This is a genomic window from Mesorhizobium sp. BR1-1-15 (assembly GCF_020165475.1).
Taxonomy (GTDB): Bacteria; Pseudomonadota; Alphaproteobacteria; order Rhizobiales; family Rhizobiaceae; genus Mesorhizobium.
Window position 1 is genome coordinate 244,731 of sequence record NZ_JAIUIF010000004.1, and the last position, 16,309, is coordinate 261,039.

Annotated in this window: 18 protein-coding genes, 1 tRNA gene and 1 pseudogene; 15 read left to right on the plus strand and 5 right to left on the minus strand. The window is 63.5% G+C overall.

What is annotated here, in order from left to right; translation table 11 throughout:
• The first annotated feature begins 78 nt into the window (after positions 1 to 78).
• The 4 genes from LB541_RS09720 (at position 79) to LB541_RS09735 (ending at position 4,974) form a co-directional block, all read left to right on the plus strand.
• Entirely contained in the window at positions 79 to 1,173 is a 1,095-nt protein-coding gene (locus tag LB541_RS09720) for a microcin C ABC transporter permease YejB (protein ID WP_140496886.1), read from the plus strand.
• Positions 1,173 to 2,318, plus strand: a complete 1,146-nt coding sequence (locus LB541_RS09725) for an ABC transporter permease (RefSeq protein WP_140556756.1) — start codon at positions 1,173 to 1,175, stop codon at positions 2,316 to 2,318. Before LB541_RS09720 ends, LB541_RS09725 begins: the two co-directional genes overlap by 1 nt.
• Entirely contained in the window at positions 2,315 to 3,946 is a 1,632-nt protein-coding gene (locus LB541_RS09730; RefSeq protein WP_224618232.1) for an ABC transporter ATP-binding protein, read from the plus strand. The genes LB541_RS09725 and LB541_RS09730 overlap by 4 nt, the downstream gene beginning before the upstream one ends.
• Positions 3,947 to 4,032: 86 nt before the next feature.
• Positions 4,033 to 4,974, plus strand: a complete 942-nt coding sequence (locus tag LB541_RS09735) for a 2-hydroxyacid dehydrogenase (RefSeq protein ID WP_140496893.1) — start codon at positions 4,033 to 4,035, stop codon at positions 4,972 to 4,974.
• Positions 4,975 to 5,018: 44 nt separating this feature from the next.
• On the opposite strand, the gene LB541_RS09740 is transcribed toward LB541_RS09735, so the two are convergent.
• Entirely contained in the window at positions 5,019 to 5,315 is a 297-nt protein-coding gene (locus LB541_RS09740) for a hypothetical protein (protein ID WP_224618233.1), read from the minus strand.
• Positions 5,316 to 5,564: 249 nt separating this feature from the next.
• On the opposite strand from LB541_RS09740, the gene LB541_RS09745 reads away from it, so the two are divergent.
• Together LB541_RS09745 and LB541_RS09750 are read left to right on the plus strand one after the other, a co-directional pair.
• Positions 5,565 to 6,575: a ligase-associated DNA damage response exonuclease gene (locus tag LB541_RS09745; protein ID WP_140496897.1), complete on the plus strand. Its 1,011-nt coding sequence runs from the start codon at positions 5,565 to 5,567 to the stop codon at positions 6,573 to 6,575.
• A 4-nt stretch (positions 6,576 to 6,579) separates the two neighbouring features.
• A complete protein-coding gene (locus LB541_RS09750) occupies positions 6,580 to 8,181 on the plus strand; it encodes a cisplatin damage response ATP-dependent DNA ligase (protein WP_140685052.1) in 1,602 nt (533 codons plus the stop codon).
• A 24-nt stretch (positions 8,182 to 8,205) separates the two neighbouring features.
• Here LB541_RS09750 and LB541_RS09755 read toward each other — a convergent pair whose 3' ends face one another.
• Positions 8,206 to 9,357, minus strand: coding sequence for a hypothetical protein (locus tag LB541_RS09755; RefSeq protein ID WP_224618234.1), 1,152 nt, complete (start codon positions 9,355 to 9,357; stop codon positions 8,206 to 8,208).
• Positions 9,358 to 9,720: 363 nt separating this feature from the next.
• Here LB541_RS09755 and LB541_RS09760 point away from each other — a divergent pair.
• Positions 9,721 to 9,796: transfer RNA gene (locus LB541_RS09760), tRNA-Thr, on the plus strand.
• A 27-nt stretch (positions 9,797 to 9,823) separates the two neighbouring features.
• On the opposite strand, the gene LB541_RS09765 is transcribed toward LB541_RS09760, so the two are convergent.
• The 3 genes from LB541_RS09765 to LB541_RS09780 all read right to left on the minus strand — a co-directional run bounded on the left by LB541_RS09765 (position 9,824) and on the right by LB541_RS09780 (position 12,338).
• Positions 9,824 to 10,522, minus strand: a complete 699-nt coding sequence (locus tag LB541_RS09765; protein ID WP_140559695.1) for a hypothetical protein — start codon at positions 10,520 to 10,522, stop codon at positions 9,824 to 9,826.
• Positions 10,519 to 11,157, minus strand: a complete 639-nt coding sequence (locus LB541_RS09770) for a hypothetical protein (RefSeq protein ID WP_224618235.1) — start codon at positions 11,155 to 11,157, stop codon at positions 10,519 to 10,521. Before LB541_RS09770 ends, LB541_RS09765 begins: the two co-directional genes overlap by 4 nt.
• 359 nt (positions 11,158 to 11,516) lie before the next feature.
• On the minus strand, positions 11,517 to 12,338 hold the full coding sequence (locus tag LB541_RS09780; RefSeq protein WP_224618237.1) for a membrane-anchored protein: 822 nt from the start codon (positions 12,336 to 12,338) through the stop codon (positions 11,517 to 11,519).
• Positions 12,339 to 12,881: 543 nt separating this feature from the next.
• On the opposite strand from LB541_RS09780, the gene LB541_RS09785 reads away from it, so the two are divergent.
• From LB541_RS09785 to LB541_RS09820, 8 genes and pseudogenes are all read left to right on the plus strand, one after another.
• Positions 12,882 to 13,070: a YodC family protein gene (locus tag LB541_RS09785; RefSeq protein ID WP_140496939.1), complete on the plus strand. Its 189-nt coding sequence runs from the start codon at positions 12,882 to 12,884 to the stop codon at positions 13,068 to 13,070.
• A gap of 305 nt (positions 13,071 to 13,375) precedes the next feature.
• On the plus strand, positions 13,376 to 13,819 hold the full coding sequence (locus tag LB541_RS09790; protein ID WP_140547746.1) for an EF-hand domain-containing protein: 444 nt from the start codon (positions 13,376 to 13,378) through the stop codon (positions 13,817 to 13,819).
• A gap of 44 nt (positions 13,820 to 13,863) precedes the next feature.
• Positions 13,864 to 14,406 (plus strand): RNA polymerase sigma factor, encoded by a 543-nt coding sequence (locus LB541_RS09795; protein ID WP_140738423.1) that lies wholly within the window; start codon positions 13,864 to 13,866, stop codon positions 14,404 to 14,406.
• Positions 14,399 to 14,545, plus strand: coding sequence for a hypothetical protein (locus tag LB541_RS09800; protein ID WP_181165287.1), 147 nt, complete (start codon positions 14,399 to 14,401; stop codon positions 14,543 to 14,545). Before LB541_RS09795 ends, LB541_RS09800 begins: the two co-directional genes overlap by 8 nt.
• Positions 14,538 to 14,987, plus strand: a complete 450-nt coding sequence (locus LB541_RS09805) for a hypothetical protein (RefSeq protein WP_140556767.1) — start codon at positions 14,538 to 14,540, stop codon at positions 14,985 to 14,987. Before LB541_RS09800 ends, LB541_RS09805 begins: the two co-directional genes overlap by 8 nt.
• Positions 14,984 to 15,433, plus strand: coding sequence for a periplasmic heavy metal sensor (locus tag LB541_RS09810; RefSeq protein ID WP_140556769.1), 450 nt, complete (start codon positions 14,984 to 14,986; stop codon positions 15,431 to 15,433). The genes LB541_RS09805 and LB541_RS09810 overlap by 4 nt, the downstream gene beginning before the upstream one ends.
• A gap of 107 nt (positions 15,434 to 15,540) precedes the next feature.
• Positions 15,541 to 15,837, plus strand: a complete 297-nt coding sequence (locus tag LB541_RS09815; RefSeq protein WP_140496949.1) for a GCG_CRPN prefix-to-repeats domain-containing protein — start codon at positions 15,541 to 15,543, stop codon at positions 15,835 to 15,837.
• A 169-nt stretch (positions 15,838 to 16,006) separates the two neighbouring features.
• Positions 16,007 to 16,240 (plus strand): annotated as a pseudogene (locus LB541_RS09820) (hypothetical protein); the annotation flags it as partial.
• Positions 16,241 to 16,309 lie beyond the last annotated feature (69 nt).

Here is a 16,309-nt window from a genome sequence, read left to right on the forward strand (position 1 = left end):
CTGCCCGTATAGTGACGGGGAAAGAGGCGCGTTCATCGACGGTTTCGCCAATCACATGCGTCGGGAGGGTACCATCTGATGGGCGCCTATATCCTGCGCCGCATCCTTTTGATGATTCCGACCCTGTTCGGCATCATGGCGATCTCGTTCGCCGTCATCCAGTTTGCGCCCGGCGGCCCGGTCGAGCAGGTCATCGCCAAGCTGACGAACCAGGGTGGCAGCGACCGTCTGGGCGGTGGCGGCGGCGATGCGGGCGGCGGTAATTTCGATGCCGCCGGTGACGTCGGTTCAAAATATCGCGGCGCGCAGGGGCTCGATCCGGAATTCATCAAGAAGCTGGAGAAGCAGTTCGGCTTCGACAAGCCGCCGCTCGAGCGCTTCGGCCTGATGCTGTGGAATTATATCCGGTTCGATTTCGGCGACAGTTATTTCCGCGACATTTCGGTGCTCAACCTGATCCTGGAAAAAATGCCGGTGTCGATCTCGATCGGGCTGTGGATCACGCTCCTGTCCTACCTGATCTCGATCCCGCTCGGCATCCGCAAGGCGGTGAAGGACGGCAGCCCCTTCGACATCTGGACCAGCGGCGTCGTCATCGTCGGCTATGCCATTCCGGGTTTCCTGTTCGGCATCATGCTGATGGTGCTGTTTGCCGGTGGTTCGTTCTGGGACTGGTTCCCGCTGCGCGGCATCGTCTCGGACAATTGGGACCAGTTGTCATGGCCGGCCAAGATCGGGGACTATCTCTGGCACATGACCTTGCCGCTGACGGCGCTGGTGCTGTCGGCCTTCGCCACGACGACGCTGCTGACCAAGAATTCCTTCCTGGAGGAAATCCGCAAGCAGTATGTGGTGACCGCCCGCGCCAAGGGCCTCTCGGAACGGCAGGTGCTCTATGGCCATGTCTTCCGCAACGCCATGCTGATTGTCATCGCCGGTTTTCCCGGCGCCTTCATCTCGGCCTTCTTCACCGGTTCGCTGCTGATCGAAAACATCTTCTCGCTCGATGGGCTCGGCCTGCTCGGCTTCCGGTCGGTGGTCGAACGCGACTATCCCGTGGTATTCGCCAACCTCTACATCTTCTCGCTTCTCGGCCTGTTCGTCGGATTGCTGTCCGACCTCATCTACACCTGGGTCGATCCGCGCATCGATTTCGAGCGGAGAGACGTTTGATGTCGGAGGCAAGTGTTACCGCCGGGGTCGTGCCGGAGCGGATGCCGCGGCCGTTTCTGTCGCCGCTCAACAAGCGCCGCCTAGAGAACTTCAAGGCCAACCGGCGCGGCTACTGGTCGCTGTGGATCTTCCTTGTCCTGTTCGTGCTGTCGCTGTTCGCCGAATTCATCGCCAACGACAAGCCGATCATCGCCTCCTACAAGGGCGAGATCCTGTTTCCGGTGCTGGTCGCCTATCCCGAAGAGAAGTTCGGCGGCTTCTATGCCGTCACCGACTATCGCGACCCGGTGATCCAGGACGAGATCAACGCCAATGGCTGGATGATCTGGCCGCCGATCCGCTATTCCTACCAGACCGTCAACAACGCCATTCCCGAAGCAGCCCCGGCCAAGCCGTCCTGGCAGTATGACGCCAAGACGCGCTGCAACCAGTACCCGCAAGGGGCTGCTGATCCGGCCTGCAGCGTCGGTAACTGGAACTGGCTGGGCACCGACGACCAGGCGCGCGACGTGCTGGCGCGGGTCATCTACGGTTTCCGCATCTCGGTGCTGTTCGGACTGATCCTGACCGCCGGCTCGGCTCTGATCGGCGTCGCGGCCGGCGCCCTACAGGGCTATTTCGGCGGCTGGACGGACCTGCTGTTCCAGCGCTTCATCGAGATATGGTCGGCGATCCCCGTGCTCTACCTCCTGCTCATCGTCGCCGCCATATTGCCGCCGGGCTTCTTCATCCTGCTCGGGCTGATGCTGCTCTTCTCCTGGGTGGCGCTGGTCGGCGTGGTGCGGGCCGAATTCCTGCGCGCGCGCAATTTCGAGTACGTCAACGCGGCGCGCGCGCTCGGCGTGCGCAACCGCACCATCATGTTCCGGCACCTGTTGCCCAACGCCATGGTGGCGACACTGACCTTCCTGCCGTTCCTGCTCTCAGGCTCGATCTCGACGCTGACCTCGCTAGACTATCTCGGTTTCGGCCTGCCGCCGGGCTCGGCCTCGCTCGGCGAATTGCTCAAGCAGGCGCAGCGCAATCTCAACGCGCCGTGGCTCGGCATTTCCGGCTTCGTCGTCATCTCGCTGATGCTGTCGCTGTTGGTCTTCGTCGGCGAGGCGACACGCGACGCCTTCGATCCGCGCAAGACGTTCCGATGAGCGACGCCCCCTTGCTCTCGGTCCAGGACCTCAGCGTCGCCTTTGCGCAAGGCGGACAGCAGTCGCTGGCCGTCGATCACATCTCCTTCGACATCGCCAAGGGCGAGACGGTGGCGCTGGTCGGCGAATCCGGCTCCGGCAAATCGGTCTCGGCGCTGTCCGTGCTGAAGCTCTTGCCCTATCCCAGCGCCAGCCACCCCTCGGGCAGGATCCTGTTCCAGGGCGCCGACCTGCTCGCCATGAACGAGAAGCAACTGCGGCAGGTGCGCGGCAACAAGATCACCATGATCTTCCAAGAGCCGATGACCTCGCTCAATCCGCTGCACACGATCGAGCAGCAGATCGTCGAGATCCTGAAGCTGCACCAGGGCATGGCCGACCGCGCGGCCAAGGCGCGCACGCTGGCCCTGCTCAACGAGGTCGGCATCCGCGATCCGCAGAAACGGCTCGACGCCTATCCGCACCAGCTGTCCGGCGGCCAGCGCCAGCGCGTCATGATCGCCATGGCGCTGGCCAACGAACCGGAACTCCTGATCGCCGACGAGCCGACGACAGCGCTCGACGTCACCGTACAGGCGCAGATCCTCGAATTGCTGGCCGGCCTGAAGAGCCGCAAGGGCATGTCGATGCTGTTCATCACCCACGACCTCGGCATCGTGCGCAAGATCGCCGACCGGGTGTGCGTGATGACCAAGGGCAAGATCGTCGAGATGGGGCCTACCAAGGACATCTTCGCCAATCCGCAGCACGCCTATACGCGCCATCTTCTGGCGGCCGAGCCCAAGGGCAAGCCACCCGCGGCCAACAGCGCCGCGGCACCCGTGATGACCGGCAAGGACATCCAAGTCTGGTTTCCGATCAAGCAGGGCTTCTTCCGGCGCACCGTCGACCATGTGAAGGCGGTCGACGGCATCGATGTCACCGTGCGGGCCGGCCAGACGCTGGGCGTGGTTGGAGAGTCCGGGTCGGGCAAGACCACGCTCGGCCTGGCGCTGGCGCGGATGATCTCGTCAAGCGGAACCATCCAGTTCAACGGGCGCGACATCAACCAGCTCTCGTTCAACGCCATGCGCCCGCTCAGGCGCGAATTGCAGATCGTCTTCCAGGATCCTTTCGGGTCGCTCAGCCCCCGCATGTCCATCGCCGAGATCATCGAAGAAGGCTTGAAGATCCACGAGCCGAAGCTGTCGCTCGACGAGCGCGACGACAAGGTGGTCGACGTGCTGAAGGAAGTCGGGCTCGACCCGGCGACGCGCAACCGCTATCCGCACGAATTCTCCGGCGGCCAGCGCCAGCGCGTCGCCATTGCTCGCGCCATGGTGCTCAACCCGCGTTTCGTCATGCTGGACGAGCCGACCTCGGCGCTCGACATGAGCGTGCAGGCGCAGGTGGTCGACCTCCTGCGCAGCCTGCAGGCCAAGCATGACCTCGCCTATCTCTTCATCAGCCACGACCTCAAGGTCATCCGGGCCCTGGCCAACGATGTCATCGTCATGCGCAATGGCCAGATCGTCGAAGCCGGTCCTTCCGAACAGATTTTTGAAAAGCCGCAAACCGACTATACTCGGGCGCTGATCTCGGCCGCCTTCAAGATAGAAACCGCCCCGACGGGGGTCGTCAGCGAGTGACTCCTTCCTTCGCAATTCCGGTCGGAAAGCCGCCTTGCGCCTTTCCCGCAATTGCTCCAAACCGAACAACAGGACAAAATCCATAAATGGAAAAAGGCAAAATCCTGCTTGCCGTCACCGGCTTTCACCCGCAGCGCTGGCGCGAACTGCTGTCCGCAGAGCGCGAGGTGGTGCTCGAGCCGGACGGCGCCAGCGATCCTTCGATCACCTATGCGGTGGTGTGGAAACAGCGGCCGAACCTGTTGGGGTCGCTGCCCAATCTGCGCGCCATCTTCTCGATCGGCGCCGGTGTCGACCACATCTTCTCCGATCCCAGCCTGCCGGACGTGCCGATCGTCAAGGTCGTCGCCGGCAACCTGGCCCAGCACATGACCGAATATGTCGTCTGGCGGGTGCTCGATCATCACCGCCAGGGCCTGCTGTACCGGTCGCAGCAGCCGAAGAAGATATGGCGCGAGCCGGCGCAGCGCACCGCTGAAGATATCTCTGTCGGCATCATGGGGCTCGGCAGTCTCGGCCGCGCGGCGGCGTCGGCGCTGCTGTCGCTCGGCTTCGCGGTCAATGGCTGGTCGCGCACCGACCGGCCGATGGAAGGTGTCGCGACCTATTGCGGCGAGGCCGGGCTGATCCCGTTCCTCAATGCCACAGACATACTGGTCGTGCTGCTGCCGCTGACGCCGGATACCAAGGGTATCATCAATTACGGCGTGCTGAAGGAATTGCGCAAGCGCAACGGTCTTGGCGGCTCGGTGCTGATCAATGCCGGTCGCGGCCGCCTGCAGAAGGATGCCGACATCGTGCGCGCGCTGGACGACGGCACGCTGAAGGAAGCGAGCCTCGACGTGTTCGAGGTCGAACCGCTGCCGAAGACCAGCCCGCTATGGGCCCATCCGAAAGTATTCGTGACGCCGCATGCCGCGGCCACGTCCGATCCCGTCCACCTGGCGCCGATCATGCTGCGCCAGATGGATGCCTTCGAGCGGGGCGAAAAGCTGGAGAACCTGGTGGACCGCAAAGCGGGATATTAGGCCGCTGGCAGGTGGTCATCGGGACCGCCTTCAGGCGACATGTGTTAGCCGGGCAGAGCGAACTTCTTCTGCTTGTCCGGCTTGCCGCAATCGCGGCGCTCGATAGACCGGCTCATGGCGTCGACCTCGCCGCTTGCCTTGTCGGCATCGCGCTTGGTCTTGGAGCGGATATCCGGAATGAACGGGCCGAAGCCCATCGCGGGGTTGGAGAATGTCGGCTTGGCCTGCTGGGACAGATTGTATTGCCGAGCCAGGGCGTTGCGTTGCGCCAGCAACTGGCCGCAAGGCACGCTGTCATATTGCAATGAGGACTGGACGTTTTCGTCCTGGCGCTCGGACATGGAGTTGCCGACACAGCCCGCCATAACGAGGCAAGATGCCAAGGCCATCATGTTCCAGCGCATGGAAAATCCCTCCGTACGACACTGCCCCGACATAATCCGGCATGCGATTGGGGCTTTTTCGCAGCAGAGGCATCCGCAGGCCTCAGAGTGCGTTGCCTGACTGCTGCCCGGCGGGTGGCTGTAGGACGAGTCAGCAGTCTCTTGCAACAGGCTTCCCGCGCCCGAATTAGCCACTATCTTGGAACGATGCGCGCCAGCGACCTGCTCCATCCCCGGCCCGAGGGCCTTTACTGCCCGCCGGGCGACTTCTTCATCGACCCGGTGCGGCCGGTCAACCGGGCGCTGATCACGCACGGCCATTCCGACCACGCACGCTCCGGCCACGGCTCGGTGCTGGCGACGCAGCAGACGCTGGACATCATGAGGCTTCGCTATGGCGAGGGTTTTGCAGGCACGACACAGACGGCAGGACTGGGCGAGCGAATTGCCTTCAACGGCGTCGACATCAGCTTTCATCCGGCCGGCCATGTGCTGGGCTCGGCGCAGATCGCGGTCGTGCATCAGGGCATGCGCATCGTCGCCTCCGGCGACTACAAGCGGCAGCAGGACGCGACATGCCTGCCGTTCGAGCCAATCGCGTGCGATGTGTTCATCACCGAGGCAACCTTCGGCCTGCCGGTGTTTCGCCACCCGCCGGACGAGGAGGAGATCGCGCGGCTCCTGAAATCGGCGGCGCAGTTCCCCGAACGCTCGCATCTCATCGGAGCCTACGCGCTGGGCAAGGCGCAACGGGTGATGCGTCTGTTGCGCGACGCCGGCTACGACAGGCCGATCTATATCCACGGCGCGCTGGCCAAGCTCAGCGACTATTACCAGAGCCAGGGCATCGATCTCGGCACGCTGGAGCCGGCGACAGTGGAGAGCGCCAGCAAGGATGATTTCACCGGCGCCATCGTCGTCGGTCCGCCGGCCGCCTTCGCCGATCGCTGGGCGAGGCGCTTTCCCGATCCGATCTCCTGCTTCGCCTCGGGCTGGATGCGCATCCGCCAGCGCGCCAAGCAGGGCGGCGTCGAGCTGCCGCTGATCATTTCGGATCATGCCGACTGGGACGAACTGACCGCCACGATCAAGGAGACCGGCGCAGAGGAAATCTGGGTGACACACGGCCGCGAGGAGGCGCTGGTGCGCTGGTGCGAACTCGAAGGGATCGCTGCGCGGCCACTGCATCTGGTGGGGTATGAGGACGAGGGCGATTGATGGCATGAATCGCTTCGCCGAACTGCTCGACCGCCTTGTGCTGACGCCGTCGCGCAACGGCAAGCTGACGCTGCTGACCGATTATTTCCGCAGCGTCGAGGATCCCGATCGCGGGCTGGCGCTGGCTGCCATCACCGGCGACCTCAACATCGCCGCGATCAAGCCGGCGATGCTGCGCACCCTGGTGACCGAACGCATGGATCCGGTGCTGTTCGGCTATTCCTACGACTATGTCGGCGATCTCGCCGAGACCGTGTCGCTGGTCTGGCCGCAGACGCCCGGAACCATACCGAACCGTGAGCCGACGCTCGGTGAGGTGGTCGCGAAGCTGCAGGCGGCGAGCCGCTCCGACGGGCCGAAAGTGCTGTCAAACCTGCTCGACAGTGCCGGCATCTCGGCCCGCTTCGCCATCATCAAGCTGGTCACCGGCGGGTTGCGCATCGGGGTGTCGGCGCGGCTGGCCAAGCAGGCACTGGCGGATTTCGGCAAGGTCGACGTCGCCGAGATCGAGGAACTCTGGCACGGGCTGTCGCCGCCGTACACAGCCTTGTTCGCATGGCTGGAAGGCAAGGCCGCAAAGCCCGAGAGGGCCGCGCGGGCACTGTTCCGGCCGGTGATGCTGTCCAACCCGGTCGGCGACGGCGATCTCGACAGGCTCGACCCCGCCGATTACGCGGCCGAGTGGAAATGGGACGGCATCCGCGTCCAGGCGGTGTCGGAAGGCGGCATCCGCCGGCTCTATTCGCGCACCGGCGACGATGTCTCCGGCGCCTTTCCCGACCTCGCCGAGGCGATGGTTTTCTCGGCCACGCTCGACGGGGAATTGCTGGTCGGCGATCCCCGGGAAGCGACAGGGACATTCTCGGATCTCCAGCAGCGGTTGAACCGCAAGACGGTGTCACTGAAGATGCAGCAGCAATATCCGGCTTTCATGCGTTGCTACGACCTTTTGCAGGTCGGCGCGGAGGATTTGCGGGGATTGCCCTTCCGGGAGCGGCGCGTCCGCCTCGAAAACTTCGTGAAAACGCTCGACCCGAGCCGCTTCGATCTTTCGCCATTCGTCGCGTTCTCGGACTGGCAGGCGCTGGAGGAACTGCGCCGGGCGCCGCCGCACCCGATCATCGAAGGCGTGATGCTGAAGCGCTGGGATTCGCCCTATGTCGCCGGCCGGCCGAAGGGGCCCTGGTTCAAATGGAAACGTGACCCGCACACGGTGGACGCCGTGCTCATGTACGCCCAGCGCGGCCACGGCAAGCGCTCGAGCTTCTACTCCGATTACACGTTCGGCGTCTGGTCCGGAGCGGAAGGCGAGGAGGAACTGGTGCCGGTCGGCAAGGCCTATTTCGGCTTCACCGACGAGGAATTGAGGCAGATCGACAAATATGTCCGCGACAACACGATCGAGCGTTTCGGGCCTGTGCGCTCGGTGCGCGCCGACCGTGACAACGGGCTGGTGCTGGAAGTCGCCTTCGAAGGGCTCAACCGTTCGACGCGTCACAAATCCGGCGTTGCCATGCGCTTTCCCCGCATCTCGCGGCTGCGCTGGGACAAGCCCGCCAACGAGGCCGACCGCATCGAGACGCTGCAGGCGCTGCTCGATCGTTGATCGCACCCTCTCTGGTGCCGGCGCTCAAGGCTCGACGGAGACGCGTATCTCGTAAATGTTGACCGCCTTGCCCTGCTTGTCGAAATCGGAGTTGATGGCGATCGTTCCGGCCGAGCCGGGCCGCTTGTCGGGGAATTTCACGTCGAAGAGATATTCGTTGCGCTGCTGGCCTACCGCATAGCGTTTGCGGCCGCAATCACCAAGCTCGCCGAAATTGCAGTCGACCGAGATCTGCGTGTCCTTGCCGTCCTCGGCGCGGGCGACAATATCGAACACGGCGTGCTTGCCGGCGAGCTTCTCCAGCACGCCTTGCCCGACATCGAAGCTGATCGCCGAACCGGAAGCGCCGGACTGGATGCGCAGGAATGGCCCGGAATCGTCCTTCATCGTTTCCGCCTTGGCGTCCGACGGAGCGCTGACATGCGCCGGGTCGGTGGGCGAAAACACGTTGATCCAGTTGCGCGCCTGACCGGCAGCGCCGGGCTTTTCCGGCCCGGTCTCGCCATCGGCCGGTGTGAAATCGTCGTCCTCGACGGTCGGCGGCGCTTCGGGCGGAGCGGTGTCGAGCTGAGCCTGGGTCTTGAAGACGCCGGTCTGCATGGCGAAAAACAGGCCGATGCCGACCGCGGCGAGCAGCGTCACGGTGAGGAAGATGGCGGTCAGCGGCAGGCGCCGGCCCCTGATGCGCCTCTCGTCGCGATCGGGCGCCACTTCAGCCGTGGCTTCGGACGAAGCGGGAGCCGACATGTCGATGGACGGCACGCCGGAAAGGGTCGCGTCGGGCATGATGTCTGGAACGACCGGCAAGACGCGCGAGCGCGGGGCATCGGCAGCCGGCTGTGCAGGCTCGTCGACGGAAACTGCGGGCGGCGCCGCGCTCTCGCCGGTTGCGGCGGGTGCAGCCGGGCTCGCCGGAAGCTCGACCGCCGGTGCATCGGACTCAGCCTGGGGAGCGACATCCGGCACCGCCGGCAGGAATTCGGATTCGATTTCGGTGATCTTGGCCTGTATCGCCTTGCGGCGCTTGATGGCGACTTCCACCGTCACGCCGGGATTGGCCTGGAGCGCGCGGTCGAGCGCGGCGAAAGCCGAGCGATAGACCTTTTCGCGGTATGCGCGGTCCTCGGCATTGCCTCTTTCGAGGGCGTTCCGGATCGCTTTTTCGATTGCGTCCAAGCGAGATCCCTCTGTGCGTTGCCCAAACCTCGCCATGATCGTTAGCCGCAGCCGACCAATCAATCAACGGGCGAGCGTCCGCATTCTGCCTCGTTGGAGTGTCCAAAGTCCATCTTGGCCGTATTCCGGCAACGAAATCAACATGCTTCATTGATCTTTGCCGGCAGGGAGGCACGGGGCCAGGCGCAATGTCCCGGCCGATCGGTAAGGGCGTGGCAGCCGGCTTTGTCGGCGATGCGTCGGGGCGGAACGACGCGCAACACGAATTGCCGGGCCGCATCCTGAATTCGCGATCGCCCATCTTGAATTCGCCGTCGGTTGAGTCTATCACCCAGCCCATCTTGGAGGCCTAACGCTTCCCGGGCCGCTTTAGCTCAGTTGGTAGAGCACATCATTCGTAATGATGGGGTCAGGTGTTCGAGTCACCTAAGCGGCACCACTTCCCCAGCCGCTGCTGACGTCGCCGTCATGGCATCTGCCCCTGCCACAAGGGTAATCCACTTTCGGCCGCGAAGTCTTTATCCTCCGCGTAGATCGGTTCGCCTCTTCTCACCACCCGCCCAAGCAGGGCCGCATCTTCGTTGGCGTGATATCGAAAGGCGTTTCGGGTGTCGTATCCGTGCCCGGCCTGGGACAGGGAAAACCCGCTGACGACGACAGGGGCAAAGCCGGCGAAACGCGCCAGTATGATCGCGAAGGCTCCGGTGGAGATCTTCCGGTGCCAGCCGCGGAACATATGATATTTGCCGCTAAGCTGCCAGACGACGTTGGCAAGCTGCCATTTGGTAAGCGCCTGCAAGGTTTCATAACGATAATTGAAGGTGCGACAACCGGCTTTCAGCTTGTCCTCGACATCGGGCCAAACCGGGATGATCAGGTGCTTTGCCTGCCGTCCATTTAACAGATCACGCTTGTAGAAATCCTGTTCGCTGGCGTCGACAAAAATGCCGCGGCGGATAACGGCGATATCAGGAACGGGGAGGCCGACGGTTTCCGCCAAAAGCTGGGAAGCATTGACGGTCACAAGTGCCCAATCGGCATCATATCCCTGCGGGAGGCGAAAATTCGGCGCCGACCCCATCACCAAGGCGGGACCTGTGGCCCTGGGCAGGCGAAGAATTGGTTTTTGGAAGATTGGCAAGAGATCCGAAAGCGGAGTTTTCATCCGGGAATCTGAACCGCCTGTTCCTCAAACGCGCGCAGGATGCTCTCTTCCCGGCTCCACAATTCGTCCCATTGCGTGGTGCCGGACCAACCCGCAAACCAAGGGCCGCCGAGCGTATAATGCGCCAGCGAGACATCGGCGGGATCGAGTTCGGAAGCCGAAGCCCCGACGAGGTAGTTCCACGCCAGGGGCAATTCGCCGATCTCATGGTCCTCAAGCCATTTGAAGGCGTGGAGGTCACGTCCGGGCCACGTATTGAGCATCTCATTGGTCAGCCGCTTGTTGGCGGGATGATCCAGATTCCATAAAACGACCGACGACCAGTTCTTGCGGCGATAGAACGTCTGCGTTTGTCCGTCCATCTTGACCGCTTCGGATTCGCGTTGCTGGTGCTTGACCGCCATGATCGCGTAGGAAGGATCGAGCAGATCGAGCAGTTTGACCGGATCCTTCAGAAACAGGACGTCGCAATCGCAGAACATGGCCCAGCCGCTTTGCCCCATGAACGGAACGGCAAAGCGCGATATGGCAAACTCGGTCGCCATCGGCGCCTCGGAAATCGGGCACCAGAGCTTACCGTCACGTACTTCCATCGGTCGCGTCATGATTCCTTGGGCTACAAGGTCCTTGAGCACGAGCGGCTGTATCTGCAACGGGGTGCTTGTCCGCCGATAGGCGCTCCATCGCGCCACGTCCAGAACTCGGGATTCGCGCGGATCATAGCCAATGTAGATTGGTATCATGTGGCAGTTCTATAATCTGATGTGAATTTAGACGAATCTAGCATGGCAGCACTGCACGCGGAAGACCAGAAGCACATTCGCAATGCCGTGTGTCCGGGTTGCCACGAGCGTTTCATCTCTGAAGGTGTCGATGGTGTTTTTGCGCGACAAGTGCCAAGCAACCGGCATCGCACCTCTTCACGACGGAGCTGTCGAGCGGATCGTCGCACTCACATTTGAGACAGCTCACCAGCAAGCCACATCGACCGTTGTTATTTGACCTCACATCTCCCGAACTGGCCTGTCCAGAGTGGCAGACCGAGCGAGCCCGCCACATGCGGATCGCTCGTATAAAGGGGGAAACCGAGCGCCAACAGCGCCAGCAGGGTGGCACGGTCGGAACCGACGTGCATCCGGTCGATGTTCAGTTTGTTGTACACATGGCCGTGCGAACCCGGGTCAATACCCGTGATGATCACGGCCGGCGCGCCGTTATGCAAGGCGTAAAGGACCGCCGTGATTCCGGTCGAGAACTTCTCCTCCAGATGCATCTCGAAATTGGGCACACCCATCACTGCTTCGTAGAGCGCCATGCGCTGGTGACGGGTCATCGTGCGCAGGTCGCGACAGCGGTAGTTGAAGGCCGCGATGTTGCAGCGCAATTCCTCCATCGTGCGGTGTGCGCGCACAATCCAGAGCAGATCGGTCTCCTGGCCGGTCAAGACGGCGCGCACGGCCACAGCGTTTGGCTTGGTCGCGTCAAGCTGGTTGACGTAAAGAAATGTCGCGTCAGGGGTACCCATCCCCCAGCGGGCCGTGACGGTCTGCGAGCCATTCACGGTAAAGAGTGTGAAAGCATCGCGCTGAAAACCCACCGGCGGGTGTGAGACCGGCGCGGAGCCTACGATGAGGACCGGCTTTGTAAGCGGCACAGGGTGCCGTGGCGCCTGGGGATGCAGCAGGCGATATAACAGTTTCCGCTTAACCACCAGAAGCGGGTGATCGAACAAGCGCTTGCGCAGCGGCTTCTGTGCATCGGGATTCGCTGCGCTATGCTCTGCAATCTCCAGAGCGATCCCCTTGGCCTTCGCCAAACCGGCCTCCTCTCAATGCTTTCCCGGGCATGTACTCCCCCCTGCCAGCCGGCGTTGATCAGCGGCTTGATCGTTGGGGCAGGCAGCAACCATAACGTGACGAATCATTTCCTCCGGCGCTCTGATGGGAACCCTTCGCTTTTCCCCAAGCGCTTCAAGCCTCTCTCACTCAATGTCGCAACTCTACTGTATTCGGCACGAGACTGCATGCGGGTTGCTGTTGTTTGTTGCTTCTGATCACGGTTCGATAGAACTCCGTCCGAAACTCATGGTGCCAGATCGGCAGCATCGCCGAAGCGATAGCCGCGCTCAATACTCAGCAGAGGATCAATCTCCACCAGCCGAACAGGAATTTCAACATCCAATTTCGACAGCAAACGGCAAGACACATTGCTGCAACTGCGACCGAATCTACAACTGGGACCGAGACCCGACCTCAAAACGCCGCCTGGCACTGTGGATCGCGATGCTGGCCGAATGCATCCGCCATTGTCGAGACCGAGGTTTGATGTGAAACTCCCGGCGTCAGCATGGGAGGTCAAAATGCCCAACAGTTTCAAGACCGGAGACGTCGTCAAGCTGAAGTCCGGAGGCCCGAAGATGACGATAAGCGACGGTGCCGCCTCCGGCACATATATGTGCCATTGGTTCAACCGCGAGGGCGATGTATGGACCCCGCAGCATGCCGGCTTCAAGCCGGACCAGCTGGTGGTGGCGGACCAATCGACATAGAACGGTTCACCGTTTCGCGGAAGCGGCGAAACGCTCTATCTCTTTGTTTTTACGCAATTCCATAGGGAAAGCGCTACGCGCTTTTCCCGGGAAAACCGTACACACTTTTCTTGGAATTGCTCTAGTTCCTGCCCTTCGGCTGAAGGGTTCGAACATGGCGCAAGCAGCGCCCGATCGGGCGCGTTGTTGCGGCATGCGCCTGCCGGCACAAAAGTCACCGACGGATTTCTACCGCCGCTGCGTTTAACGGAAGAAGCGTCGCCACGGCACAATGCCATGGCAGCGCGCCAACCGGAGACGCCAGCATGATACGCCGTTCGATCCTTGCCGCTGCCTTGAGCCTGCTGACCGCCACGGCGTTCGCCCAGACGGCGACACAGCCTCCGGCCGCGACGTCCCCTTCTGCACCGCCCCCCGCTGCCGCGCCAGCCACGTCAAAGACCAGGCCCGAAATCACGCTGGCCAAGTTCCAGAAGCGGCGTGAGAAGGCGATCATGGCCGCCGACACGGATGGCGACGGCAAGATCAGCCTGCTGGAATGGGAGGTCCTCCAGGCAAAGCGCGGCACCAAGGGCGACCCGACACAGTCCTTTGCGCGCGCGGACTCGAACCATGACGGCTTCATCGACCGCGCCGAGCTCGATGCGTTCTTCGCCCAGCGCTTCGCCAGGCTGGACAAGAATGGCGACGGCGTTCTGAGCGTCGACGAAATGCCGGGCCATAAAACCGCTCCCAAGGCGGAGCAATGAACGGGGGTAATGGCACGCGATGACCATCAGGGGTGCGCCAGCCGATGAGCGCGGATCCGGACGAGGATCTGGTTCGTCGTATCGGCGCCGGCGATCCGGCGGCCGTGCAAACGCTGGTCGCGCGCAAACTGCCGCGTATCCTGGCGCTTGCCGTGCGCATGCTGGGCGACGCGGCGGAAGCCGAGGATGTCGCGCAGGAGACCTTCGTCCGACTCTGGCGCCATGCCTCGGGCTGGCGGCGCGGCAATGCCCGCTTCGACACCTGGATCCACCGGGTGACGCTGAACCTCTGCTACGACCGGCTGCGCCGCCGCCGCGAATGGGTGACAGACGATCTGCCGGAGGTGGTAGACCCGGCGCCGCTTCCGGATACCCAGCCGCGGGAAGACACGTGGCGCGTCGAACAGGCCTTGCGAGCCATCGCGCCGCGGCAGCGCGAAGCCATCATCCTGGTCTACTATCAGGACATGTCGAACATCGAGGCGGCCACGACCCTGGAGATCAGCGTCGATGCCCTGGAGAGCCTGCTTTCGCGCGGGCGCAGGGCGCTGCAGGCGATCCTGGCCAGGGACGATGTCCATGAATGAAAACCGCGCCGCCATGAAGGCGCAGCGTTCGCGCCTTGCCGACACCGCCTGGCGGCCGGCTCCGATGATCGCCGCGCCGTGCGGGCACGCGATGCCAGCGGGCAAGGGGCCAACAGGCAAGGGAAAGACCGATGTCTGACCGATCCAGGGACGCACCGACGATGGATGCCGAACGCTTTGCCGCGCTGGCGGCAGCCTATGGCGGCGACTTGCGGCGATGGCCACAGGCCGAACGCGCGGCCGGCAGCATCCTTGCCGCAAGCGACGCGGGCGCGGCCATTCTGAGGGATGCCGGCAAGCTCGACGCCCTGCTCGACAGCTATCGCGTCGAGGCGCCCGGCAAGGCGCTGCACGGCGGCATAGTGAGGGCTGCCGACCGGCATCTTGCCCAACGCTCGCGCCAGCGCTTGTGGTGGCTGGGACTGGGACTTGCCGGCATCGGCCTGGCCGGCGCGGTTGCCGGATCGGCTTTGGTGATCGTCGCCACGCCTGAGGTTCAGCCCGATCAGTATGTGCTGGACGCCAATGCGACGGCGTTCGGCGATGCCGGTCCCGACGACACGATCGAGGAAAACCTATGAGCACGGGCCGCAAGCTCCTCATCGCGTCCGTGGCGCTGAACGTCTTCCTGGCCGGCGCCCTTGCCGGCGGGGCCGTCTGGCTGAGAAGTGGCAAGGCGGGCCAGGGCTATTCGCTGGAAGCGGCCGGAGGCCGGCTTCCGGACCAGGAACGCAGGATATTCCGCAAGGCGTTGCGTGAGGTCCGGCGCGAATCCCGCCAGGTCATCCTCGACGGCCAGCAGGCCAGGCGCGAGGCCGCCGACCTGCTGCGGCAGCCCACCCTCGACACGGCAGCGCTGACGGCCGCGCTCGAGCGGGCCCGCAACGCCGACGTCACCATGCGCATGCGGCTGGAGCAGCGCATCGTCGAGTTTGCCGCGGCAAGTTCGGCCGAGGATCGCGCCGTGCTGGCTGAGGCGCTGACAAGACGCGCCGCGTTGCCGCCGGCGCCAAAAAAATCGCCATAAGCACCGACGGAATGCGCCGAAGCCGCCGTTTAAGGCAAGAAGGGCACACCTGCCGGACCGCCTGGTGCGAACAGGTTTTCAACTTCGAGACCATTTGGAGTATCGTCATGAACCGTCTGACACAATACGCGGCCGCCGCCGCGCTTGCCTTGACCGGAACGGCCGCGACCGTTGCGGCGGCATCCGCCACGCCGATGCTGGCCCAGCCAAGCGCCCCGGCGCTGATCGAGCATGTGGCATGGGGTTGCGGCCCCGGCTGGCATCCCAACCACTGGGGGCGCTGCGTGCCCAATCGGGGGGTTGTGTATCCGCGTTATTACCGGCCCGGCCCGGTCTTCCACGTCTGGCACCCCCATCCTGTCTGGCACCCACATCGGGTCTGGCACCGCTGGCGTCATTGGTAAGCGTGCGCGGCGGCCAGCCGCTTCACCGGCCTGGCCCCCTCGACCGCAGCAACCGATCCGACCTGAGCGCATCGCGCCGAAAACGGGTTCATGCGCCGCGCTGGGCCTGAACAAGGAGCTGACGTGGCTATCCCGGCCAAAGGCTCCATGCCGCCGGACGCCGCCCTGGTCGGTGGTGCTGCTCGCCGGCGGCGCGATCAAGGGCGGCCGCGTCATAGCCGACTGGCCGGGCCTGAAGCCGGCCCAGCTCTACGAGCAGCGCGACCTGGCGCCGACCAGCGATGTCAGGGCGGTGCTGAAAGGCCTGCTCGCCGACCAGTTCGGGCTTTCGGCGGCGGTGCTCGTCGACAAGGTGTTCCCGGAGTCCGCGACGGTGAAGCCGATGCGCGATCTGGTCGTCTGAATTCCCATCGCACATGGCGATTAAGGTTAAATTTACTATGGAATTGTTCGAAAGCTGCAAATGACACAA